Consider the following 22,220-nt stretch of genomic DNA (forward strand, 5'->3'; position numbering starts at 1 on the left):
CGAGCCGCTTCTCCCGTACGGAGCAATCAGGCGGGCGTGCTCTCGGCGGCCTGGTTCTCGATGATCGCCTTGATGCGGTCCGCCCGGGCGGGGCTCTTGACCCCGGTCACCGCGGTGACCCGGTAACGGGTCAGGTTCCCCTTGGTGCGCAGGTGCTCGTGCAACTGCGGGCCGAACTGCTCGACGATCTCCTCGTCGCTCGGGCCGCGACCGCCCTGCGGCCGGGGCAGCAGGTGCTGCCACGGCTGGTCGCCACCGGTCGGCTGACCGCCCAGCGCGGAGACGTAGTCGTTGACGAACTCCCGCACACTCTCGTCGTCGAGCCGCGAGAAGTTCGGCTTCAGCATGATCGCCAGCTCGCGCGGGTCGGTCTCGTCGCTGCTCTCCATCTCCTCGATGAGAGCCGCCCGCAGGTCCTCGATCTCCTGCATCCACGCGGCCGTGCCGACCTGCACGGTCACCGGCTCGGGCAGCAGGTCGCGCCACGGGAACGCCGCGTCGCCGGGCTCGCCGTTCATCTCCCGCACGTAGTCGTTGACGAACGAGCGCACGACGCCCTCGCCGAGGTCCGGGACCCGCGGCGCGAGGTTCTTGACCAGCTCGGCGACCCGGTTGTACGTCATCTCGGGCAGGTTGTCCGGGGTGATCTCGGCGGCGACCAGGCGGGCGAGGCGCTCGACGGCCAGGCGCCACCACGGGGAGCCGACGATGGTGACGGCCCGCTGGGCGCCGGTGGGGGTGGCCGCCCAGGACGGGACCGCGGGCTGCTGCGAGTTCGAGCCGTTGGCGCCGTTGGTGCCGTTGGCGCCGTTGGTGCCGTTGGTGCCGTTGGTCTGGGGCACCTGCGCGGTGGAGACGAACGGCCGGGGCGCGGCCGCCGCACCGATCGAGCCGAGCACCGCGGGAACGCCGCCGGACACGTCGCCCGGGCCGCCGTTCGCCGCCGCCGGCTGTCCATTGGCGATTGCCGGGAGCTGCCCATTCGTGGCCGACGTGGAACTGCCCGGCGCGAGGTCCTCCGACGGGCGTCGCTGCCCCGGAACTTCGGCAACGCCGTTCCCTGACGCAACAGCGTTCCCCGACGCGACACCGTTGGCCGACGCGACGCCGTTAGCCGACGCGACACCGTTCGTCACCGCGGCGCCGTCCGGTGGCACCGGCATCCCCAGCATCTCCTCCGGGGTGACCGCCGCCGCCAGCCGCTCCCCGAGCGACCCCTGAGCGACCACCGGCGACTCCGCCGTCGAGTTCACCCAGGCGGCGAGTTGCGCGACCGTCGGCGACACCGTCGTGGCGGGCGCGACCGGCGGCACGAACTGCACCGGCTGCACGGGCTGCGCCGGACGGGCCGCCTGACCGTTCTGGATCACCGGCTCGGCACCGGCGGCAGCGGCTGCCACGGTGATCGCGGGCGGCACCGGAGCCGCCTCGACCGGAGCGGCGGAGGCCGAACCGGCGGCGGCCGAACCGGCGGCGGCCGAACCGGCGGCGGCCGAACCGGCGGCGGCCGGAACCGCGCGGGCCACGACCGGCTTGTCGCCCGGCACCAGCAGATCCATCACCCGCTGGATCCGCGCCAGCTGCTCGACCACGTCCTCCACCACCGGCTCCCCGGCGGTCCGGGCGTCCTTCAGCAGGCGGCTGCGCCACCACGCCTTCGGCCAGCGGCCGGAGCTGACCCGGTGGTGGTTGACCACCATGCGCCGCAGCTGCCGCTCGGACGCCATCCGCTCCAGGTCGGGGTCGTCGTCCGGGATGAGCCAGCCCCATCGCTCGGCGAGACGCCGCGGACTGTACGCGAACCGGCCACGACGGACCCGCTGCCCGGCCGCGGTCAGCGCCGCCCACCACATCAGGAAGATCACGCACGGCACGGCCAGGCGCAGCAGCTTCTCGGTGCCGGTGACCGCATTGCTGGCCACGATGACGCCGGAGACCCCGGCGATCAGCGCGGCGATCCACAGCATCGGGCCGGGGTGACCGGGCGTCTCGATCTTGCCGTCCGGGCCGTACACGGTGGTGTTCCGGTACTGCTCGGCGGCGAGCGAGGTGGCGGTCAGGAAGCAGATCTCGAAGACCGCGAAGACCAGCACCGCGAACAGGCGCGGCAGGTTCAGCTGCTCGGTCGCGATGACCCACATGCCCTCCGCGTTGAGCAGCAGCGCCAGGTTCATGCTGAACGACAGCGCGAGCGGGCGCAGCGGCTTGCCCGACCGCTTCGCCCAGACGGCGAAGCTGATCAGCAGGAGGACGCCGAGCAGACCGCCGGCCAGCGCCACGAGGGCCGCATAGTCCGTCCAGAAGGTGGCGATCTGTTCGTTGAACTGCTTCATACGGGGAGGCCCTTCATAGGAACCGGAAGGTACGCGTCGAGTGCGGCCGCGATCAGCGCGGACCGGTTGCCGTCGGTGTGCCGGCCGGCCAGCCCGTCGATCACGGCCAGGTTCTCCTGGTTCGGCCGGATCGACACCTGCACCTGGTCCTCGAGATGCTGGCGGCGGCCGGAGCGCTGGGCCACGAAAAGGCCGTCCACCGGCATGGGGGTGCCGGCGAGCTCGGCCAGGCGGGGGTGCGTGTCGTTCAGCGCGTCGAAGACGATCTGGGTGTGCGATCGCCCGGTCGCGGCGGCGTGCGCCCGGAGCCGGGACCGCAGGCTGACCGCCAGGTACACGATCACGCTGCTGCCGGTGATCGTGCGTGCGCTGCCTGGCACGGCGGACCCTCCTCGTCGTCGGGGCATTCTTGCGAACGCGGATTTCTATCACGTATCCGGGGTCGTACGCGAAAGCCACGCGACCACAGTGCTATCCGACAGCTATCCGCATGCTCCCCCACGCGACGAGCGGCGAGCACCGGCGTCACCCGTCAGCGCACCTGCGTTCACCCCCGCCCGCACACGCAAAAAGGGGCCCCGAAGGGCCCCTTCCCTACAGATGCGTTACTTCTGGAGCGCGCAGGTGGACAGTCCCTCGGCGTTCAGGTCCGGCTTCGCGGCGGCCCGGCCGATGGCGGTCTCCATCCGGTTGATCGTCGAGAAGCGCTTGTCCTTCAGCGGGCCGAGGATCGCGTTCTGGATGAAGTTGGCGCCACCCTGGCCCACGGTGCTGGCCAGACGCTTGTTGGCCTCCTGGATCTGGGTGTTGAGCAGGGCCAGGTTCCGCTCGATCTCGGCCTTGGCCGACGCCGGGACGGCCGGCAGCGCGCCGCTCACGTTCGGGCAGTTCACGGTCGGGACGCCGGTGGCCGCTCCGGTCGAGCCGTTCGATCCGGCGTTCGCGGCCGGGGCCGCCGTCACCGCGGCCGGCTCCGGCGCCGCGTTGCCGCCGCCGTTCTGGTTCAGGCCGCAGGTGGCGAGCGAGTCGACCGGCAGGTTCGGTTTGGCCGCGGTCCGCCCGATCGAGATCGCGATCCGGTCGATCGTCGACGCGCGCTTGTCCTTCAGCGGGCCGAGGATCGCGTTCTGGATGAAGTTCGGGCCACCCTGACCGACGCTCGTGGCGAGGCGCTTGTTCGCCTCCTGGATCTGGGTGTTCAGCAGCGCCAGGTTGCGCTCCACCTCGGCCTTGGCCGAGGCCGGGACGGCCGGCAACTGCGGCGCGACCTGCGGGCAGTTCACGGTGGGCACGGCCTCCGAGGTCGCCGCGTTCGCCACGCCGAGCCCGACACCGGCCAGAACGACCGCGACGCCGACGATGCCGGCGACCCGCCAGCGCCGGACGTTGGATCCGCCCGCGTTACTCCGGTAGCGCTTCATTGTGCTTCCTCCTGCTCGGATCACGTTCTCAACCCGTCCTTACGGGAACGCTCCCAAGCCGGATCGAACTAAAGGAAAACTTAAGGATCATGGGACTGCGGTCTTAAGGCGCGACTTATCGCCTCCACTTTCAACTGCGAATCCCCTCCTCTGGTACGGATGTGGACCCCCGGGCAACCTCACGAGCGCCGCCCGCCACCGCATCCGCGACGCCCGCCCGGCACCGGGCCGCCCCGGCGCCACCGCCATCACGGTGCCCGCGCCTACCGCCATCGCGGTAGCCGTGCCCACCGCCATCGCGGTGGCCGTGACCACCGGCACAGCCACGTCCCCGGTGACTCTGTGTCAGACTCGGCGACCATGAATCTCCCTGCCGAGGTCCGCGCGCTCGTCCGCACCCGTCTCAGCCCGGAGACCGCGACGGCTTACCTGGACATGGCCCGCCCGTCCGTCGGCTACGTCCTGGCCGACGAGGGCTGGAGCGCGTTCGGCGGCGACCCCTCAGTGGCAGCGTTCGACTGGCCCCTCTACCAGGGCACCCCCATGCTGATGCTGGCCCAGATCGACTGCGCCGAAGCGGCCGAGCTGCTCGGCGGCGCGTGGCCGTTCACCGACGAGGGCCGGCTGTTGTTCTTCCACGACGAGGACTTCGCCGCGCCGTACTCGGGAACGGAGGGTGACGACGCGTGCCGGGTCCTGCACGTGGCCAACGCCCCGGTCGCCACGCTGCCGGCCCACCGCCGCACGATCCCGCCGCTCCCCCTGGCGCCCACCCCACTCGCCGCGCTGCCCAGCTGGCAGGACGCCGCCGTCGACACGCTGGGCCTCCCGACCCGCGACCTGATCGACCTGTGGGAGGACATCGCCCCACTCCTGCCCGCCCCGCGCCACCGCCTGCTCGGCCACCACGACAAGCAGGGCCCCGAAGTCACCGGCCATCGCCCGTTGCTCCAGGTGGAGGCCGAGGAGGGCACGCAGTGGGGCGAAGTGGTGAGCGTGACGTTCTGGATCACCGACGCCGACCTGCGAGCCGGCCGCACCACCAACGTCCGCCGCTCCTACGAGGTCGCCTGACTCCCTTCCCTGTACGCCCCGGCCCACCGACCACCGCCACTTGATCACTCCCCCATTCCCACACCGCCCACAGCGCCACCCGCCGGTCATGTTCGCGAGCCAGCGCCGCGGCGATATGCAGCACCCTTCCACCAGCGTCGCCCCTCGGCGGCGATACCTTCGAGGACGAACAGCGCGTGCCGCAGCCCGGTAGCGTCCTGGACGGCATCAGCCAGCACCCGAGGATCTTCGTCCACGCCCGGACGGCCGTTCTCGGTCACCGCCACCTCGATGTCGGCGCCGTTGACGAGGTGTAGATGGAACTCGCTGGCCTCGTCATCACGCACCGACACCTGAACGGCTGCGACGGCGTCGTACCGGTAGTTGGTCCGTTCCCAGCGCAGGAATTTCGCGTCCTCGAAGTCCAGCTCAGTGGTCAGTTGCCGAACACCGTCCGAAGTGAGAAGAAAGACCAGCAATCGATATCGCGTGTAACGCCACGGCCCATTCTTGACCCGCGCTTTCCGGCTGCTCCGTCCTCGCGCCTCCAGCGACGCATATGCCTGGATGTCGCTCCACTTCAGCCGGTATTCCTCGATAGCCCGGTTCAGCAGCAGGCGACGATCGCAGTCGAGCCATTGCGCCATTTGCGTGTCGGTCGGCCGATCGGCCAGCCGTTGCAGCCAGCGTCGGTACTCGGCGTTGTACTGCTCCAGCCGCCGCTCACGATCGATTCTTCTGACACGAACATGCTTGTGGTCCGCCAGAATCCGGAGTCCGAGCATGAACGCCACCGCTCCAGCGAGCGCGAGGACGAGAACCGCGCCGGTGGCACGAAGAACATCCTGTCTCAGGGCGGATTGCGTAACCCATGCCAGGGCGATCAGCGACAGGACCGCGTCTGCTCCGGCGGCCAGCCTGAGCCGTGCTGGTACACCCGGCCGCGGATCGAGTTCCTCGCCTCTCGTCCAACGGATTCGCATATCCCTGACCTGAAAACGGACAAGCCATTTGATCTCGTCGGCACCGACCTCCCGCTCCCGGTATGCCTCCACCAGATCGTTGCGGAGCCGGGACAATGGAATCTCGGTGGCATCGAGCCAGGCCCTGCGCTCCCGGTCATCCGACGGTGCGAAGCGCCGGACGTAGCTGCGATACAGGCGGTCGACCTGATCAGCGAAGCCGCCCGGGCGCAACGCGTCATAGCTGAAGCGGACAGCGCGGCGTTCCCGCTCGCTCGCCCGTAGCGCCTCGTCGCGGAACCGCCATTCCACTCCGAGCCTGAGGGCGATCCCGACGGTTACCACTAGGCCCACCAGGGCTACCGTCGCGGAGACGTCACCGCGCTGCGCGACGAGCCAGCCGAGAGTTCCCGACGCAACGATCACCACGGTGGTGGAGATTCCCGCTGAGGCCCTGACCACCGGTGAGGCGACGAACCCGCGCACCGGGCAGATTCGCGGCGGCCGAGGGTCGGGCTCGAAGAACTTCCAGACCCGGGTGCGCCGATTTCCCGCCTTCTGATTGGCTTGCGCCTCCTGGACGTCCCGGTGCCACAGCTCGTCCTTGAGCGAGCCTTGGATAAGGCGTTCCAGGTGCGTTCGGATCGCCGCGCTGAGATCAGTCGGCAAACTGTTGAGGTCAGCCTCGATGCCGGTTCCCTCGAATGGCTCGTCGGGCCTTGACCGGCCGGCGAGCACAAGCCGCTGGATGACGCCGATTCCGGCGGACCACCTACTTCGAGGCAGTTCGACGATCCGCTTGAGCTCGGTCATCACCCGCTCGGACTCCTCCTCGGAAAGCTCCCAGAATGTCCGGCCACCGAAGAAGGCAAGCAGCCAGTGGAAGCAGATCTCTCCCGAATCCCGGTCCTCCGCGATGACCTCGTCCAACAGCCTCCTGGCGGTCGTCGGCTGACCGGATCTCAGAAACCGGAGCGCGGACTCCAGCTTCTCTTCGAGGGAGGCTTCCGGGGGCGGAAGCTCGTAGTAGTTGTTGTGGACGCCGCCATGAATGGTGTCGGCCACCGCGCCGTGGCTGCCGCCTTCAGTGCGAACCTTCGCGTCGACGGGAGCCTGGCTCACGGTTGCCCCGGCTCCTCGGCACGTCGGGCCGCCGCAGAGCCCAGGTGGGAGTTGTGCACACCGCCGTGGATGATCCCGGCCACCGCGCCGTGGCTTCCACCACGTGTCTTCACCTGAATCCCGCTCGAATCGGTGATCGCTGCCGCCGTCTCCGAAGCATGGTCGACAGCCAGATCGGCAGCCAGCGTGACGGCAAAGGCCGCGGCGGTCCGAATGGCGCGGTCCTGCCAGTAGTCACCGTCAGTCTGTGCTTTGGTCCCATCGGCTGCGTCGCTGATTGCCCGGATCACCGCTCCCGGCACAGCGTTGAGTTGTCCCGCCTTCGCGAAACCCGCGGCCTCCATCTCGATGGCGATCGCGTCCTCGTAGTGTTCCTTGATCCAGGACAGCGGATCCGACGCCGGTGCGTCGTGCAGGACCTCGCCAGAGGCTATCGGGCCGAAATGCACTTGCGGGGAATCCGCTGCGGGACGCGCGGCTCGTTCTCGATCGTATTGACGGCGCAGTTGGTGAGCGGCCTGCTCGATGCCGTGATCGATGTCCCAGACCCGGGGACGTGACTTCAACCCGCCGGCTCGGGCGGCAGCACCGTGGTAGCCGTACACGTGCGTCGCAACCACGATGTCGCCCAGGTCAAGGCTCGCTTTCAGTCGGCCTGCGACTCCGACGAGCAGGATCGCCGCAGGTTCGAAGGTACTGATGGCACGTTCCGCGATCACTGCCGACGAGTGGTTACCCATTCCGGTGAGGACGATGATGGCGTCGCCCACGCCTCCGGGCAGAGAGCCGGCCTCGAACCGGGTGCCCGCGACGCGAGGCGTACGCCGGATGTCGGTGAGCCGAGCACGGACAGCCTCGTATTCCAGGTCGAGTGCGGTCAGGAGGATGATGGGCGACGGCTTCCATCGATGCTCATTCATGGGCTCAAGCTAACTTAGTGTCAAAGACACAGTAAGTGTTCGGCCAGCAAACCCACCGGGGTGGGCATTCCGACACATGGCATGAGTTTGTGTCAATCAGACACTAATCGCTATGCTGCGAGTATGACTGCGCGGGATCACGCCATGCTGCGACTCGCGGTCGACCTCGCGATTCTCACGGTGCGGAACAACGCCCTCCACGTGTTGGTCATCACCAGAGGGAAGGAACCGTTCCTCGGTTCCCTGGCACTGCCTGGCGGCTTCTTGCGTGCCGGCGAGGACCTGCGCGCCGCCGCCGTACGGGAACTGAGAGAAGAGACCGGCCTCGACGGCCGGGACATGCACCTCGAACAACTTGCCACTTATGGACGTCCTGATCGTGACCCCAGGGGACGTGTCGTCAGCGTCGCCTACCTCACCATCGCGCCGGACCTGCCGGCCCCGGAGGCCGGATCGGACGCCGCCTCAGCGCTGTGGGTTCCGATCTCGAAAGCCCAAAGTCGGCTGGCCTTCGATCACGATGACATCCTGCGTGATGCCGTCGAGCGCGCCCGGACCCGGCTGGAGTTCACGACGCTGGCGACAGCGTTCTGCGGACCGACCTTCACCGTCGGAGACCTGCGTAAGGTCTACGAGGTCGTTTGGGATCAGCCCCTCGACCCGCGAAACTTCAGCCGCAAGGTTCTCAACACCGCCGGATTCATCGAGGCCACCGGCCAGAAACGCATTCCGCAGCTAGGCCGGCCCGCAGCCCTCTATCGACGCGGTGATCAGCAAACGCTGAATCCGCCCATTCTGCGCAGCAACGGCGGGCCGGAGCTGGAAGCCATCTCCGTCGATCGGTAGTCCGACGCCGCCACAGAGCGGGTGCCGCCACGCGGCGGGGCACGCGACGGTGTGGCACGAAGGCGTGACGTAGCGTCTCCTGATCCTTCATAGAGTCCTGTGCAGACGGACCGCGACGGACGGCCGCGACAGACTCACGGGGACTGCCATCATGCGTACCAGAATCGTTGTTTTCGCCGGTGCCGCCGCGTTCGCCCTGCTCGCCGGCGGGTGCGGCGACAAGCCGGTCGCGGCCCCCGCCGCTCCGGGAGCAGCGACCTCCGCGACCGCCGGGGCACCCGCCGAGGCGTCGGCCGGCGCGTCCGCCGTGGCGCCTGGTGGCGCACCCAGCGAGGCACCGGCCGGCGTGTCCACCGGGACGCCGGGTGGCGCGCCCGCGACGTCGAAGCCGGCCACGGTCCCGGTGAAGACCGCGAAGCCCGCCCCGGTCGGCGACCCCGGCGACGGCGGCAACTGGTTCGGCGCGCTCAAGCCCTGCCCCAACAAGGAGCAGGAGGTCGAGGTCCAGAAGATGGCCACCGGTGACCTGACCGGCGACGGTGTGGCCGACGTCCTGGTGGCGCGTAGCTGCACCGCGATCACGTCGTACTGGCCGAGCACGGTGGAGATCTTCGACGGGGCCGCCGGCGGCGAGAAGCCGAAGCGGATCGGCACCCTGCTCGGCGACCTCGGCCCGACCGACGTCCCGGCGGTCCAGTCCCTGAAGGTCAGCGACCGGGTGCTCACCATCACCGCGTACGGCAGGAGCAAGATGGCCCCGGCCGCGTGCCCCGACCTGAAGCTGACCTACCAGTACAAGTACAGCGGCGGCCAGTTCGCCCGGACCAACCGTAACGCCGTGACTGCGAAGGACTGCCTGCCCATCCAGTGACCGGCCGGACCGGAGTGCGCCGCCGACTCGCCCACCGGCCGCTGATCGATCGGATCGGGGCGCGCCCTCTGATCAAAGGGGGCGCGCCCTCCATCGGTGAGCGATGACGGAGGGCGCGCGGGGAGGTCGGATCAGGCCGCGAGAACCGAGCTGACGGACTCGGTGGGGAGGCCCAGCGCTGAGCCGACGAGGTCGTTGGTGAGCGTGCCGGCGTGCACGTTGAGGCCGGACGCGAGCGCCGGGTCGGCCCGCAGCGCGTCCTTCCAGCCCAGGTCGGCGAGGCGCAGCACGTACGGCAGGGTGGCGTTCGTCAACGCGTACGTCGACGTGTTCGGCACCGCGCCCGGCATGTTCGCCACGCAGTAGAAGACCGAGCCGTGCACCTGGTAGACCGGGTCCTGGTGGGTCGTGGGGTGCGAGTCCTCGAAGCAGCCGCCCTGGTCGATCGCGATGTCGACCAGCACCGAGCCCGGCTTCATCCGCTTGACCAGCGCGTTGCTGACCAGGGTCGGGGCCTTCGCGCCGGGCACCAGCACCGCGCCGATGACCATGTCGGCCTCGAGGACGGACTGCTCGATTGCGTACGAGCTGGAGACCAGGGTCTTGATCCGCCCGCCGAACTGGGCGTCGATCTGCCGCAGCCGCGGGATGCTCAGATCAAGAACGGTCACCTCGGCGCCGAGCCCCAGCGCGATGGTCGCCGCGTTCACGCCGGACACGCCGCCACCGATCACCGTGATCTTGGCGGGGGCGACGCCGGGCACGCCACCCGGGAGGACGCCGCGGCCGCCGCTGTTGCGCATCAGGCTGTACGCGCCGACCTGCGGGGCGAGCCGGCCGGCGACCTCGGACATCGGGGCCAGCAGCGGCAGGGAGCCGTCGGCGAGCTGCACCGTCTCGTACGCGATGGCGGTCGTCCCGCTGTGCAGCAGCGCCTTCGTGCCCTCGGCGTCGGCGGCCAGGTGCAGGTAGGTGAAGAGCACCTGCCCGGCGCGCAGCCGGTGGTACTCCTCGGCGATCGGCTCCTTAACCTTGAGGATCATGTCGGCGGCGTCCCAGACGGCGTCAGCGTCGGGCAGGATCCGGGCGCCGGCCGCCACGTAGTCGTCGTCGCTGATCGCCGAGCCGGTCCCCGCGCCGGCCTGCACGAGGACCTCGTGCCCGTGACGGACGGCCTCCACCACACCCGCGGGCGTGATCGCCACCCGGTACTCGTGGTTCTTGACCTCTGTCGGCACACCGATGTGCATGGGGATGTCCTCTCGCCCGGCGTCATGGGGATCACGCCTGATGCGGTTAGAGTGAAACGATGTGCAGTGAGCGGGCAAGTGGGGCGAACAAGATTCTGCCCAGTTGCCTGTTGATGCATTTGCTTCGACTGAACGGTGCCTCATGACGGATCTGCCGAAGGATGTTCGAGGTCTGGATCACGTCGATCTGGAGCTGCTGAGCCTGCTCCGCGCCGACGGGCGCATGCCGAACAACGCCCTGGCCGAGCGCGTCGGCATCGCGCCGTCGACGTGTCTGACCCGGATCCGCCGGTTACGTGAGCTCGGCGCCATCCGCGGCTTTCATGCCGATGTCGACCCCGCCTGGATCGGCCGGCCCATCCAGGCGATGATCGCCGTGCGGATCCGCTCCGACGCGCGCGACGCGATCGGCAAGTTCGCGGAGTCGCTGGCCGGCATCCCGGCCGTCCGCGACGTCTTCTTCGTCTCCGGCAACTACGACTTCCTGCTGCACGTTGCGGCGGCCGACGTCGACGACCTCCGCTCGGTCATCACCGAGCGCCTGAGCGGCACGCGCCTCATCGCCGGCACCGAGACCTACCTGATCTTCGAGCACCGCCGCGGCAGCTGAAGGCTTCGCCGGTGGTGCCGGCCCCGCCGGAGACGGTCAGGGGGTGGGCGGTCGCCGGGGCGGCGGGGGCGGCCGCCGTGGGGGCCGTGGTGGGTAGGGCCGTTGCGGGCGGGGAGCTGAAGGGATGCGCACCGGTCCTCGTCGCTGCTCGGTGGTGTGGGGTCACCCACCAAGTGGTCGCGACGGTCACCGGCGTTGTCCGCAGTGACCGTCGTCACCTTCGATCAGCGGCTGAAGCGTTCGATCAGCGGCTGAGGCGGTCGGTCAGCATGTGGGTCGCGAAGAGGTGGAAGCCGATCACCAGCGGCACCGTCGCCGGGACGACCAGAGCCAGGAAGATCGCGAGGAGGTTGGTGACCGCCAGGGCCGCGGCGCATCTCGGCTGGTTCCAGGCCCAGCGGGCGGCCTCGCGCCACGGGAGGTCCGGGGTGCGGCCCAGGGCGGCCACGGTCACGGCCGCCACGCCGGACAGCCAAACCGTGACGGCCGTGGTGAGCGCGAAGAGGGGCGTGCCGCCGGGAACCCGGCCGCCGCGGACGGCGGCCAGGTCCAGGATCAGCGCGGCAACGATCAGCAGGACGGCGAGCCCGGGCAGGAGGCCGCGACGGTAGATCCGCAGCAGCGGGCGCCAGGACGGGATCCGGCCGTCGAGGTAGCGGCCGCGGACCGCCGCCGAGCCGGCGACCAGCGCCGCGGGGGCGGTGATCACCGGCAGGGCGAGGACGGTCGTGCCGATGCCGATCAGGGCCAGGTCGGTGGCGAGGGCCAGTCGGTCACGCCAGTCCGCACGCGCCGGGGGCGCCTCCTCCGCGGGCCACTCCGTCCGCGGAATCGTCATCCCTTCAGGCCCGTCGTGTTGATGCCTTCGACCAGCAACCGCTGGAAGGCGACGAAGAACAGGAACACCGGCGCCAGGGACAGCACCGACATGGCGAACATCGGGCCGACCGCTGACTGCCCGGTCGAGTCGATGAAGAGGGTCAACGCGACCGGCGCAGTGTATTTCTCCAGGTCGGAAAGGTAGACCAGCTGGCGGAAGAAATCGTTCCAGGTCCAGATGAAGGAGAAGATCGCCGTCGATACCAGTGCGGGCCGGGAGAGTGGCAGCACCACGTAACGGAAGATCGAGTAGGCGCTGCAGCCGTCGATCTTCGCGGCGTCGTCGAGCTCGCGCGGAATGCCGCGCATGAACTGGACCATCAGGAAGACGAAGAACGCGTCGGTGGCCAGCAGATGGGGCACGATCAGCGGGAGGTACGGCCACGGGCCGCCGACCCAGCCGAACGAGCGGAACATGACGAACTGCGGCACGATCAGCACGTGACTGGGGAGCAGCAGCGTCCCGATCATGATGGCGAACCAGAAGCCGCGCATCCGGAAGCGCAGGCGGGCGAACGCGTACGCCGCGAGCAGGCACGACGTGCAGTTCGCGACGACGGTCAGCGTCGCCACCATGAAACTGTTCAGGAAGAAGCGGCCGAACGCGACGTCGAAGTGGCTCCAGCCGTCCGGATAGTTGGCCGGGGTCCACGTGTCGGGCAGCACCGAGACGTTGTTGAGGATCTCCTCGGGCGCCTTGAACGAGCTGCCCAGCATCCACGCCAGTGGATAGAGCACGAGTGCGGTGAGCAGCACCAGGATCACGGCGCGCGGGGTGATGAACGGCCTGCGGCCGGCGGTCACGCTGACCATCAGTCGTCTCCGTCCGAGTAGTGGACCCAGAACCGGCCGGTGCGGAACAGCACCGCGGTGACCAGGCCGATGGTGAGCAGGAAGACCCAGGCCATCGCCGAGGCGTAGCCCATCTCGAATTGGCCGAAGCCCTTGAGGTAGAGCTGCAGCGTGTACATCAGGGTCGAGTCGACCGGGCCGCCGGTGCCGCCGGAGAGCACGAACGCCGAGGTGAAGCCCTGGAAGCCGTGGATCGTCTCGAGCACCAGGTTGAAGAAGATGACCGGGGAGAGCATCGGCAGGGTGACGCTGAGGAACTTGCGGAACGCGCCCGCGCCGTCCACCTCGGCCGCCTCGTAGAGCTCGGTCGGCACCTGCTTGAGGCCGGCCAGGAAGATCACCATCGGAGCGCCGAACTGCCAGATGGCCAGCAGGATCAGTGTGCCGAGCGCGGTCGACGGGTCGTTGACCCAGGCCTTGCCCTCGATGCCGAACCAGCCGAGGAACGCGTTGAGCGCGCCCGTCCGGTCGAAGATGCTGCGCCAGATCATCGCGACGGCGACGCTGCCGCCCAGCAGCGACGGCAGGTAGAACAGGCCGCGGAAGACCCCGGCGCCGCGGAACGACTTGTTCAGCAGCAGCGCCACGCCGAGCGCCGCGCCCAGCTTGAGCGGCGTCGCGATCAGTGCGAACACCAGCGTCACCTTGACCGCGTGCCAGAAGGCCGGGTCGTCGGTGAACATCGTGCGGTAGTTCGCCAGCCCGACCCACTTGATGTCGGACCACTCGCTGAGGATGTCGTAGTTCGTGAAGCTCAGGTAGAGCGACACCAGCATCGGGATCGCGGTGACCAGCGCGAGCCCGAGCAGCCACGGGGAGAGGAAGAGGTATCCGGCGCGCCCGTCGTCGCGGTGCCGGGCGGGCCGGCCCCGCCGCTGGTGAGCGGCGGGACCGGACTGCGGCCGGGGTTGGGCCGGCCGGGTGGTGACGGACATACTGCTCACCCGGAGACCGCGGCCTGGGCGGCGCTGAAGAACTGCTCGGCGGCCTTGTCCGGCGTGAGGGTGGCGAACTGGGCTGCCTCGGCGGCCTTGATCAGCTCGGTCTTGACCTTGCTGTGGCCCTTCGGCGGGACGCTCGGCGACGGGCCGAACTTCTTGAGCAGCTCGTCCTCGAGTGCGATGGAGGCCTTCATCGCCGGGTCGGTGGTCGTCGCCGCGACCTGCGTACGGATGTCCAGGTTGGACGGCAGGCCACGGTCGGTGCCGAGGATCTTGCCGGCCTCCGGGTCGTTGGCCAGGAAGTTGATCACGTCGACGGCGGCGTCCTTGTGCTTGCCGCCGCGGTAGACCGAGAAGTACATCGAGGCGCGGGCCCACTGCGCGGACGGGTCACCGGGGTAGGCGACCACGCCGAGCTCGTCCTTGGTGTTCTTCTGGATGTCCGGCATCTGGTTGGCCCACACCCACGAGGTGAGCGCCTTGCCGGTGACCACTGTCTGCTTAGTGATGTCGGTGGCGTTGCCCTCGTGGATCACGTCCGCGGTCGGGGTGGCCTTCGCGTCGCGGGCACCCTTCCACAGCTCGAACCACTTCTGCACGTCGTCCTTGGTGAAGCCCAGCTGGCTGCCGTTGTAGAACTGCTTGCCGTTCTGCCGCAGCCACACCCAGAACGCCTTGTAGTCGGCGCTCGGATCCATCGTGCCCGGGATCTTGGTGGCGGTCCCGGCCTTCTGCGCCCAGGTGATCAGGTCGCCCCAGCTCATGCCGGTCTTCGGCAGCTCCTGCTTGGCGGCCTCCAGCTTGGTCTTGTTGAAGACCAGGCCCTGGGTGTTCTCGCCGAACGCGAGGCCGGCCAGCTTGTCGTTGACGACGCCGTACTTCCAGAGGCTCTCGGGGAACTTCGTGACGTCGAGCTTGCCCGAGTCCTTGTACTTGGTGAGGTCCTCGGTGACGTTGCGGGTCGCGTACTCCGCGAGGTAGTTGTCGTCGATCTGGAAGATGTCCGGCGCGTCCGAGCCGGCGGTCAGCGTCGCCAGCTTGTCGAAGTAACCCTGGTTGGCCTGCCACGTCGTCTTGAACGTGACGTCCGGGTGCTTGGAGGTGTAAAGGTCGAGCGCCTGCTGGGTCAGCTTGGCCCGGGCCTCGCCACCCCACCAGAAGAAGGTGAGCTCGGTCTTCCCGCCGGCGCTGGAGTCGTCGTCACCGCCGCAGCCCGCGAGGGCCAGTGGCAGGACAAGAGCGGCGGCCATCAGGCCGCGCAACAACATTCGGGGTGCGGTCATGAGGATGGGTCACTCCTTGGCGTATACGGCGACCTGTTCTGTGGTCGCGCCGGCCGGGGCGTACGGCCCGGGCCCGGTGGAGTTACGGATGACCAGATCGGTCCGGAGCGTGACCTGCCCGGTGGCGCCGTCGTCGCCCTGCTGGAGCAGCATGTCGACGGCGGCGCGCCCGGCGGCCGCGGTCGGGTTCGCCACGGTGGTGAGGGTCGGGCGGACCAGCGCGCTGGTCGCGATGTCGTCGAAACCGACGACGCTGATCTGCTCGGGGACGGCGACCCCGCGGTCCTGCAACGCCTGGAGCAGGCCGATGGCCATCAGGTCGTTGTAGGCGAGCACCGCGGTGGCGCCGGTGGCGAGCACCGCCCCGGTCGCGTCCGCGCCGGCCTGGGAGACCGGCACGTGCGGACCGAGGACGGTGAACTCCGCGCCGCCGGCCCGGGCTGCTGCCCCGGCGGCCTTGCGGATCTCCCGGTTGGTCCACGACCCGCGCGGACCGGACAGGTAGAGCAGGTGGCGGTGGCCCAGGTCGAGGAGATGGCGGACGGCCGAGCGTGCGCCCGTGCCGACGTCCATCACCACCGCCGGGAGCCCGTCGATCAACCGGTTCACAACGACCAGCGGCACCTCGCGGCGCACCTGCTCGATCTGGTCGTCGCTCATCCGGGGACTGCAGAGCAGAATCCCGTCGACCTGCTTGGCCAGGGCCCGGACGAGGTCGGTCTCCACAACCGGGTCCTCGTCGGTGTCGGCGACGAAGACGTGGTAGTCCCGCCGCCGCGCATGGGTCTCGGCCGCCTTGATCATGGGCGGGAAGAAGGGGTTGGCGATGTCGGCCACGATCAGGCCGATGTTGTGGGTCCGTCCGGTGATGAGCGCCCGGGCGGCCCGGTTCGGGCGGTAGCCCAGTTCTTCCGCGGTGGCCAGCACCCGCGTGCGAGTCTCGGGGTTGACCAGGTGCGGCGCCGAGAAGGTGCGCGAGACCGTGGAGATGTGCACTCCGGACGCCTTGGCGACGTCCCGGATGGTCACAGCCACTCTGCCTCCCCCGTCTCGGAATGTGATCCGGCTCTCTCTGGTGGAGCCATTAATGCAAACGGTTGCTGTCGTGTCAACGCCCTTCGATGTCACTTCTGTTGCCGAGGCATGACGTAGATACCGCAAAACTGGACATTCCTGGGCCACGCATTGACTTGGATCGTCATCTGCTCCCTAATCTGTTGCAAACGTTTGCCGAATGGAGGCGTCTTGACTCGCTTCGCCCTCGTGGGGGCCGGCTCCCGGGCCGGGATGTTCATCCGGGCGCTCACCAGTGACCACGCCGACGTCGCGCAGCTGGTGGCCCTCGCCGACACCAACCCGGCGCGGCCGGCGGTCTACAAGAAACGCTTCGATCTCGACATTCCCGTGTACGACGCTGCCGACTTCACCGAGATGCTGCAGCGCGAGCGCGTCGACGTCGTGCTGGTCACCACGGTGGACAGGTATCACGAGAAGTACCTGGTCGCGGCCATGGAAGCCGGCTGCGACGCGATCACCGAGAAGCCGATGACCACGGACGTGGCCTCGTGCCGGCGGATCCTGGAGACGTCGCGCCGGACCGGCCGCAAGGTCCGGGTCACCTTCAACTACCGCTACAACCCTCTGCACGAGGCGGTCAAGCGCGAGCTCCAGGAGATCGGCGAGATCGGCTCGGTGCACTTCGAGTGGCTGCTCGACGTGCGGCACGGCGCCGACTACTTCCGGCGGTGGCACCGCGAGAAGGAGAACTCCGGCGGCCTGCTCGTGCACAAGGCCGGCCACCACTTCGACCTGGTCAACTGGTGGCTGGACGACGCTCCCGAGACCGTCTTCGCGGCCGGGCGGCTGTTCTTCTACGGCGAGCAGGGACGGCGGCACGGCTACGCCCGGGACTACGAGCGCGCGCACGGCGCGGCCGCGGCCGAGGGCGACCCGTTCGCGCTGCGGATGGCCGACGAGCCGACGATGCGCGAGCTCTACCTGGAGGCCGAGGAGCACGACGGCTACCTGCGCGACCGCAACGTCTTCGCGCCCGGCGTGACCATCGAGGACGACATGGCCGTGCTGGTGAAGTACGCCCGTGGCGCGTCGATGAGCTACCACCTCACGGCGTACGCGCCGTGGGAGGGCTACCGGGTGATGTTCAACGGCAGCCGGGGCCGCCTCGAACTGGAGGTCGTCGAGACCGACCACGTCGCGCCCTCCGCCGCGGCCGGGGTGAAGGGCGAGCCCGGCTCCCTCTCGAACGCCGAGCAGGGCTGGCGGAGACTGCTGATCCGGCCGTTCTGGGCGCCGCCGCGTGAGATCGAGGTGGACGGGTACTCCCGGCAGGGGCACGGTGGAGCTGACGTGCGCATGCTCGCCGACCTGCTCCGGCCGGACGCGCCCGTCGACCCGCTCGGGCGTACCGCGAACGCCGTGGACGGCGCCCGTGCCCTGCTCACCGGCCTGGCCGCCAACGAAAGCCTGGCATCCGGACAGGCCGTCCGCGTGCAAGACCTCCTGGAGTTGGATTGACGGATCGAACGGGGCCCCCTCCGCAGCCCCGCGTGATCCGCCGACCCGGCCCCTGATCCCGAGGAGATCGAGTGAACCAGCTGTTCCCTGCTGAGGCGACTCAGCGCGAGATCGCGCGTGAGCTCTACGCCCACGCCCGTGATCTACCGATCATCAGCCCGCACGGGCACGTCGACCCGGCGCTGCTGGCGAACGACGAACCGTTCCCGGACCCGGCCCGGCTGTTCGTGGTGCCCGACCACTACGTGACCCGGATGCTGGCCAGCCAGGGCATCCCGCCCGCGCGGCTGGGCGTGCCGAGCGTCGACGGCAGCGAGGTGGAGACCGACGGGCGCGCCATCTGGCGGCTGCTCGCGGCGAACTGGCACCTGTTCCGCGGCACGCCGTCCCGGCTGTGGACCGAGAAGGTCTTCGCCGACGTGTTCGGCATCGAGAAGCGTTTCGGCGCGGACACCGCCGACGAGATCTACGACGAGGTCTCCGCCCGGCTGGCCGAGCCGGAGTACCGGCCGCGGGCGCTGTTCACCCGGTTCAACATCGAGGTCCTCGCCACCACCGAGAGCCCGATCGACGACCTCGCGGTGCACGCGAAACTCGCCGCCGACGGGTGGGGCGGCCCCGGCGGGCGGGTGATCACCACGTTCCGCCCGGACAACCTGGTCGACTTCGAGTGGGCCGGCTGGGCCGACCGCGTCGCGGCGCTCGGCGAGCTCACCGGGCAGGACGTGGGCACGTACCCCGGATTCCTCGCCGCTCTGCGGGCCCGCCGCGAGCTGTTCGTCGCGGCCGGCGCCACCAGCTCCGACCACGGCCACCCGACCGCCGCCACCGCGGATCTGACCGAGGCCGAGGCCGCCGTCCTCTACCGCAAGGGTCTCGGCGGGGGGACCGACGCGCGCGACGCCGAGACGTTCCGGGCTCACATGCTCGTCGAGTTCGCCCGGATGTCCCTGGAGGACGGCCTGGTCATGCAGCTGCACCCGGGGTCGGTGCGCAACCACAACCGGGCGCTGCACGCGCGGCACGGGCGCGACGTCGGCGGCGACATCCCCTCGGCGACCGAGTACGTCCAGGCCCTGCGCCCGCTGCTCGACCGGTACGGCGACGACCCGCGCCTGCGGATCGTGCTCTACACGCTCGACGAGACCGCGTTCACCCGCGAGCTGGCCCCGCTCGCCGGTGGCTACGCCGCCCTCTACCTCGGCGCGCCGTGGTGGTTCCTGGACAGCCCGGAAGGCCTGCGGCGATTCCGCGAGACGGTGACCGAGACGGCCGGGTTCTACAACACGGCCGGCTTCGTCGACGACACCCGGGCGTTCTGCTCCATCCCGGCCCGGCACGACGTGGCCCGCCGGATCGACGCCGGCTTCCTCGCCCGGCTCGTCGCCGAGGACCGGCTGCCGCTCGACGAGGCCGCCGAGACCATCGCCGACCTGGCGTACCACCTGCCCAAGAAGGTCTTCCGGCTGGACGGGCCGGCATGACCGTGACGACCACCCTGGGACTGGCCGCCCTTGCCGGGCTCGCGCCCGAGAACCGTCCCGCGGTCCGGCCCGGCGACGTCCGGCCCGGCATCCTGCACCTCGGGCTCGGCGCCTTCCACCGCGCCCACCAGGCCGTCTACACCGAGGCGGCGGTCGCCGCGGCCGGCGGGGACTGGGGGATCGTCGGCGTCGCGCCGCGCTCCCGCGACGTCCTCGACAAGCTCCGCGCCCAGGACCGGCTCTACAGCGTGCTCACGGTCGGCGGTGCCGGCGGGGACCACGCCCGCGCGATCGGCATCCTGTCCGGCCTGGGCCACGCGGCCGGTGACCCGTACGGCGTCCTCGCCGCGATCGCCGACCCCGGGATCCGGATCGTGTCGCTGACCGTCACCGAGAAGGCGTACCGGATGGGACCGGACGGGAAACTGCTGCTCGACGACGAGCTACGGGCCCAGCTGACCGGGGACGCGCCGCCGACCAGTGTGCCCGCGCTGCTGGCCCGGGCGTTGCTCACCCGCCGCGCGCCGCTGACCGTGCTGTGCTGCGACAACCTGCAGAACAACGGCCCGCGGATCCGCGGCATGGTCGAACAGGCCCTGGAGGTGGCCGGCGGATCACTGCCGGACGGCGTGGAGTTCCCGGCCACCATGGTGGACCGGATCGTGCCCGCCACCAGCGCGGCGCATGTCCGGCGCGCGGCCGTGGCGCTCGGCGCGTCCGACAGCGTGCCGGTCGTGGCCGAGCCGTTCCACCAGTGGGTGATCGAGGACCGCTTCCCGGGCGGGCGACCGGACTGGGCGGCCGCCGGGGCGATCATGACGACCGACGTCGCGCCGTGGGAGATGCTCAAGCTGCGGGCGCTGAACTCGGTGCACTCCGCCTGCGCGTACCTCGGCGCGCTGGCCGGCCGGGAGATGATCTCGGAGGCGCTGGAGCTGCCCGGGATGGGCGGCTTCCTGCGGCGGTTCCTCGCCGACGACATCGCGCCGTCGATCACTCCGCCGCCGGGCGTGACCGTCCTCGAGTACGGCGAGACGGCGCTGGACCGATTCGCCAACCACGAGCTGGGCCATCGTACGCATCAGGTGGCCATGGACGGCACGCAGAAGCTGCCGCACCGGCTGCTCGGGACGATCGCCGACCGGCGCCGCGACGGTGACGTGCCGGTGTGGGGCGCGCTGGTGCTCGCCGGATGGATGCGCTTCGCCCGGGGCTACGCGGACGACGGGTCGGCGCTGCCGCTCGACGACCCGCTCGCCGGGCGGATCAGGGCTGTTCTCCGCGAGGCTCCGGACACGCCGGAAGGGCTGGTCGACGCGCTGCTCGGGCTCTCCGAGGTGTTCCCCACCTCGCTGGCCGGCGACGCCGAACTGCGGACGGAGTTGGTCCGTTGGTCGGGAGAGCTCGCGCGGCACGGAGCGGCTGCGACGATCGCCGCGGCGGGACGATGACGGCGCGGGTTGCGCTGATCGGCGCCGGGGGGCACGGGGCGTCCCATCGCCGTACGCTCAAGGATCTTGCCGGTCGTGGGGTCCTGGAGATCGCGGCGCTGTGCGATCGCAACCCGGTCGAGCCCGAACCCGGGGTCCCGTTCTTCGACGACCATCGGGCGATGCTCGCCGCGACCCGGCCGGACGCCGTGATCATCTGCACGCCGCCGCACACCCACCTGCCGCTCGCGCTGGACTGCCTCGCCGCCGGCGCGGACCTGCTGCTGGAGAAACCGCCGGTCACCACCCTCGCCGAGCATGCGCGACTGGCGGCGGCGATCGCGGAGAGCGGCCGCCGCGTCCAGGTCGGCTTCCAGGCGCTCGGCTCGGCGGCGCTCGCGGCCTTCCGCACGGCGGTCGGTCCCGGCGCGGCGCTGGTCTCGGCGGCCGGGGCCTGGTGGCGGCCGGACACCTACTACCGGCGGGCGCCGTGGGCCGGGAAACAGGCGGCGTTCGACGGGGCGCTGGTCAACCCGTTCGCGCACGCCCTGATGCAGGCGCTCGCCGTCGCCGACGGGTTCGAGCCCTCCCGGATGGAGATCGAGCGGTACCGGACCCGGGACATCCAGACCGATGACTGTACGTTCCTGCGGCTGACCGATTCCGCCGGGCGGCGCGTGGTGGCGGCGGTGTCGCTGGCGTCGGCGGTCTTCGTCCCGGGGGAGATCCGGGCCGGGGACGCGGTGCTGGAGTACCCGACGGATCGGGTGCGGCTGCCCGGCAACCCCGAATACACCGAGATCCCCGGTCGGATCGGCCTTCTCGGCAACCTGCTGAGCGGCGGACCGCTCATAGCGCCGCTCGAACGGACCCGGACGTTCACCGCCGTCGCCGCGGCGATCGTCGCGTCACCGCCGCCGGCGCGGATCCCGGTGACGACCCCGCACCCCGACGGTGGCGGGATGACCCTGCCCGGTATCGATCAGCTCGTCCGGCAGGTCGCCGCCACCGGCCTCCTGCCGTCCGAAAGCGACATTCCGTGGGCGGTTCCCCCGCATCGGGTGTCGCTGTCATCGCAGGAAGGAGCAACCCATGCGCAAGCTGAGCATCGCTGAACTCGAAGCACACCACCGCGGGCCGACTTTCACCAGCGTGCTGCCCGGGCACGTCGTGCAGAAGGGCGGATTCCGGGTCTACGCCGAGCCGAACTTCCGCACCCACGACGAACCCGGGCGGCACGTCCACACCGTTCCCGAGATCTTCGTGATCGTGCAGGGAAACGGCGCGATCGAGGTCGACGGGAACGAGGTGGAGAAGTTCCGGGCGGGCGAGGCGGTGCTCTTCGAACCGGGCGAGGACCACCACCTGATCAGCCGGGGTGACGAGCCGCTGATCTTCGTATGGATGCATCTGGAGCCCGTTTCCTGA

The 22,220-nt window shown here is 70.0% G+C and carries 20 protein-coding genes; 9 read left to right on the top strand and 11 right to left on the bottom strand.

Going from position 1 to position 22,220, the window contains the following annotated elements:
- Positions 1 to 26: 26 nt before the first annotated feature.
- The 3 genes from Acy02nite_RS03675 to Acy02nite_RS03685 form a co-directional block, all read right to left on the bottom strand.
- On the bottom strand, positions 27 to 2,333 hold the full coding sequence (locus Acy02nite_RS03675) for a TrbL/VirB6 family protein (protein ID WP_203738353.1): 2,307 nt from the start codon (positions 2,331 to 2,333) through the stop codon (positions 27 to 29).
- Positions 2,330 to 2,713 carry a hypothetical protein gene (locus Acy02nite_RS03680; protein ID WP_203738354.1) on the bottom strand — a complete coding sequence of 128 codons (384 nt, stop codon included), beginning with the start codon at positions 2,711 to 2,713 and terminating at the stop codon, positions 2,330 to 2,332. Before Acy02nite_RS03680 ends, Acy02nite_RS03675 begins: the two co-directional genes overlap by 4 nt.
- Before the next feature lie 225 nt (positions 2,714 to 2,938).
- Positions 2,939 to 3,754 carry a hypothetical protein gene (locus tag Acy02nite_RS03685; protein ID WP_203738355.1) on the bottom strand — a complete coding sequence of 272 codons (816 nt, stop codon included), beginning with the start codon at positions 3,752 to 3,754 and terminating at the stop codon, positions 2,939 to 2,941.
- Positions 3,755 to 4,114: 360 nt separating this feature from the next.
- Here Acy02nite_RS03685 and Acy02nite_RS03690 point away from each other — a divergent pair, with 360 nt between their 5' ends.
- A complete protein-coding gene (locus Acy02nite_RS03690) occupies positions 4,115 to 4,828 on the top strand; it encodes a DUF1963 domain-containing protein (protein ID WP_203738356.1) in 714 nt (237 codons plus the stop codon).
- An 86-nt stretch (positions 4,829 to 4,914) separates the two neighbouring features.
- Here Acy02nite_RS03690 and Acy02nite_RS03695 read toward each other — a convergent pair whose 3' ends face one another.
- Together Acy02nite_RS03695 and Acy02nite_RS03700 are read right to left on the bottom strand one after the other, a co-directional pair.
- Positions 4,915 to 6,891, bottom strand: coding sequence for a hypothetical protein (locus tag Acy02nite_RS03695; protein WP_203738357.1), 1,977 nt, complete (start codon positions 6,889 to 6,891; stop codon positions 4,915 to 4,917).
- Positions 6,888 to 7,811, bottom strand: coding sequence for a 5'-methylthioadenosine/S-adenosylhomocysteine nucleosidase family protein (locus Acy02nite_RS03700; protein ID WP_203738358.1), 924 nt, complete (start codon positions 7,809 to 7,811; stop codon positions 6,888 to 6,890). Before Acy02nite_RS03700 ends, Acy02nite_RS03695 begins: the two co-directional genes overlap by 4 nt.
- A 123-nt stretch (positions 7,812 to 7,934) precedes the next feature.
- Here Acy02nite_RS03700 and Acy02nite_RS03705 point away from each other — a divergent pair, with 123 nt between their 5' ends.
- Both Acy02nite_RS03705 and Acy02nite_RS03710 read left to right on the top strand, forming a co-directional pair.
- A complete protein-coding gene (locus Acy02nite_RS03705) occupies positions 7,935 to 8,657 on the top strand; it encodes an NUDIX hydrolase (protein ID WP_203738359.1) in 723 nt (240 codons plus the stop codon).
- A 151-nt stretch (positions 8,658 to 8,808) separates the two neighbouring features.
- Positions 8,809 to 9,528 (top strand): hypothetical protein, encoded by a 720-nt coding sequence (locus Acy02nite_RS03710; protein WP_203738360.1) that lies wholly within the window; start codon positions 8,809 to 8,811, stop codon positions 9,526 to 9,528.
- Positions 9,529 to 9,659: 131 nt separating this feature from the next.
- Here Acy02nite_RS03710 and ald read toward each other — a convergent pair whose 3' ends face one another.
- Complete coding sequence (gene ald / locus Acy02nite_RS03715; RefSeq protein ID WP_203738361.1) at positions 9,660 to 10,778, bottom strand: alanine dehydrogenase; 1,119 nt, start codon at positions 10,776 to 10,778, stop codon at positions 9,660 to 9,662.
- Positions 10,779 to 10,920: 142 nt separating this feature from the next.
- Here ald and Acy02nite_RS03720 point away from each other — a divergent pair, with 142 nt between their 5' ends.
- Positions 10,921 to 11,388, top strand: a complete 468-nt coding sequence (locus tag Acy02nite_RS03720; RefSeq protein WP_203738362.1) for an Lrp/AsnC family transcriptional regulator — start codon at positions 10,921 to 10,923, stop codon at positions 11,386 to 11,388.
- Between the two features lie 244 nt (positions 11,389 to 11,632).
- Here Acy02nite_RS03720 and Acy02nite_RS03725 read toward each other — a convergent pair whose 3' ends face one another.
- The 5 genes from Acy02nite_RS03725 to Acy02nite_RS03745 are packed head-to-tail and all read right to left on the bottom strand — an operon-like array spanning position 11,633 to position 16,378.
- A complete protein-coding gene (locus Acy02nite_RS03725) occupies positions 11,633 to 12,226 on the bottom strand; it encodes a hypothetical protein (protein WP_203738363.1) in 594 nt (197 codons plus the stop codon).
- A complete protein-coding gene (locus tag Acy02nite_RS03730) occupies positions 12,223 to 13,080 on the bottom strand; it encodes a carbohydrate ABC transporter permease (RefSeq protein WP_203738364.1) in 858 nt (285 codons plus the stop codon). The genes Acy02nite_RS03725 and Acy02nite_RS03730 overlap by 4 nt, the downstream gene beginning before the upstream one ends.
- Positions 13,080 to 14,054 (bottom strand): carbohydrate ABC transporter permease, encoded by a 975-nt coding sequence (locus Acy02nite_RS03735; protein ID WP_203738365.1) that lies wholly within the window; start codon positions 14,052 to 14,054, stop codon positions 13,080 to 13,082. The genes Acy02nite_RS03730 and Acy02nite_RS03735 overlap by 1 nt, the downstream gene beginning before the upstream one ends.
- A 5-nt stretch (positions 14,055 to 14,059) precedes the next feature.
- On the bottom strand, positions 14,060 to 15,343 hold the full coding sequence (locus Acy02nite_RS03740; protein WP_203738366.1) for an ABC transporter substrate-binding protein: 1,284 nt from the start codon (positions 15,341 to 15,343) through the stop codon (positions 14,060 to 14,062).
- Positions 15,344 to 15,352: 9 nt separating this feature from the next.
- Positions 15,353 to 16,378, bottom strand: a complete 1,026-nt coding sequence (locus Acy02nite_RS03745; RefSeq protein ID WP_203738367.1) for a LacI family DNA-binding transcriptional regulator — start codon at positions 16,376 to 16,378, stop codon at positions 15,353 to 15,355.
- Between the two features lie 210 nt (positions 16,379 to 16,588).
- Here Acy02nite_RS03745 and Acy02nite_RS03750 point away from each other — a divergent pair, with 210 nt between their 5' ends.
- From Acy02nite_RS03750 to Acy02nite_RS03770, 5 genes are all read left to right on the top strand, one after another.
- Positions 16,589 to 17,878: a Gfo/Idh/MocA family protein gene (locus tag Acy02nite_RS03750; protein ID WP_203738368.1), complete on the top strand. Its 1,290-nt coding sequence runs from the start codon at positions 16,589 to 16,591 to the stop codon at positions 17,876 to 17,878.
- A gap of 71 nt (positions 17,879 to 17,949) precedes the next feature.
- Entirely contained in the window at positions 17,950 to 19,362 is a 1,413-nt protein-coding gene (gene uxaC, locus Acy02nite_RS03755; RefSeq protein ID WP_203738369.1) for a glucuronate isomerase, read from the top strand.
- Complete coding sequence (locus Acy02nite_RS03760; protein WP_203738370.1) at positions 19,359 to 20,813, top strand: mannitol dehydrogenase family protein; 1,455 nt, start codon at positions 19,359 to 19,361, stop codon at positions 20,811 to 20,813. The genes uxaC and Acy02nite_RS03760 overlap by 4 nt, the downstream gene beginning before the upstream one ends.
- A complete protein-coding gene (locus Acy02nite_RS03765) occupies positions 20,810 to 21,907 on the top strand; it encodes a Gfo/Idh/MocA family protein (RefSeq protein WP_203738371.1) in 1,098 nt (365 codons plus the stop codon). The genes Acy02nite_RS03760 and Acy02nite_RS03765 overlap by 4 nt, the downstream gene beginning before the upstream one ends.
- The gene (locus tag Acy02nite_RS03770) at positions 21,885 to 22,220 is read left to right on the top strand and encodes a cupin domain-containing protein (protein WP_203738372.1); all 336 of its coding nucleotides are present in this window, start codon (positions 21,885 to 21,887) and stop codon (positions 22,218 to 22,220) included. Before Acy02nite_RS03765 ends, Acy02nite_RS03770 begins: the two co-directional genes overlap by 23 nt.

Origin of the sequence: Actinoplanes cyaneus (genome assembly GCF_016862095.1) — a bacterium.
Classification (GTDB): Bacteria; Actinomycetota; Actinomycetes; order Mycobacteriales; family Micromonosporaceae; genus Actinoplanes; species Actinoplanes cyaneus.

Excerpts from the sequence above, each read along its gene's own strand:
- Acy02nite_RS03675 (WP_203738353.1), bottom strand. The coding sequence starts at position 2,333 with ATGAAGCAGTTCAACGAACAGATCGCCACCTTCTGGACGGACTATGCG.
- Acy02nite_RS03685 (WP_203738355.1), bottom strand. The coding sequence starts at position 3,754 with ATGAAGCGCTACCGGAGTAACGCGGGCGGATCCAACGTCCGGCGCTGG.
- Acy02nite_RS03690 (WP_203738356.1), top strand. The coding sequence starts at position 4,115 with ATGAATCTCCCTGCCGAGGTCCGCGCGCTCGTCCGCACCCGTCTCAGC.
- Acy02nite_RS03700 (WP_203738358.1), bottom strand. The coding sequence starts at position 7,811 with ATGAATGAGCATCGATGGAAGCCGTCGCCCATCATCCTCCTGACCGCA.
- Acy02nite_RS03705 (WP_203738359.1), top strand. The coding sequence starts at position 7,935 with ATGACTGCGCGGGATCACGCCATGCTGCGACTCGCGGTCGACCTCGCG.
- Acy02nite_RS03710 (WP_203738360.1), top strand. The coding sequence starts at position 8,809 with ATGCGTACCAGAATCGTTGTTTTCGCCGGTGCCGCCGCGTTCGCCCTG.
- ald (WP_203738361.1), bottom strand. The coding sequence starts at position 10,778 with ATGCACATCGGTGTGCCGACAGAGGTCAAGAACCACGAGTACCGGGTG.
- Acy02nite_RS03720 (WP_203738362.1), top strand. The coding sequence starts at position 10,921 with ATGACGGATCTGCCGAAGGATGTTCGAGGTCTGGATCACGTCGATCTG.
- Acy02nite_RS03725 (WP_203738363.1), bottom strand. The coding sequence starts at position 12,226 with ATGACGATTCCGCGGACGGAGTGGCCCGCGGAGGAGGCGCCCCCGGCG.
- Acy02nite_RS03730 (WP_203738364.1), bottom strand. The coding sequence starts at position 13,080 with ATGGTCAGCGTGACCGCCGGCCGCAGGCCGTTCATCACCCCGCGCGCC.
- Acy02nite_RS03735 (WP_203738365.1), bottom strand. The coding sequence starts at position 14,054 with ATGTCCGTCACCACCCGGCCGGCCCAACCCCGGCCGCAGTCCGGTCCC.
- Acy02nite_RS03740 (WP_203738366.1), bottom strand. The coding sequence starts at position 15,343 with ATGACCGCACCCCGAATGTTGTTGCGCGGCCTGATGGCCGCCGCTCTT.
- Acy02nite_RS03760 (WP_203738370.1), top strand. The coding sequence starts at position 19,359 with ATGACCGTGACGACCACCCTGGGACTGGCCGCCCTTGCCGGGCTCGCG.
- Acy02nite_RS03765 (WP_203738371.1), top strand. The coding sequence starts at position 20,810 with ATGACGGCGCGGGTTGCGCTGATCGGCGCCGGGGGGCACGGGGCGTCC.
- Acy02nite_RS03770 (WP_203738372.1), top strand. The coding sequence starts at position 21,885 with ATGCGCAAGCTGAGCATCGCTGAACTCGAAGCACACCACCGCGGGCCG.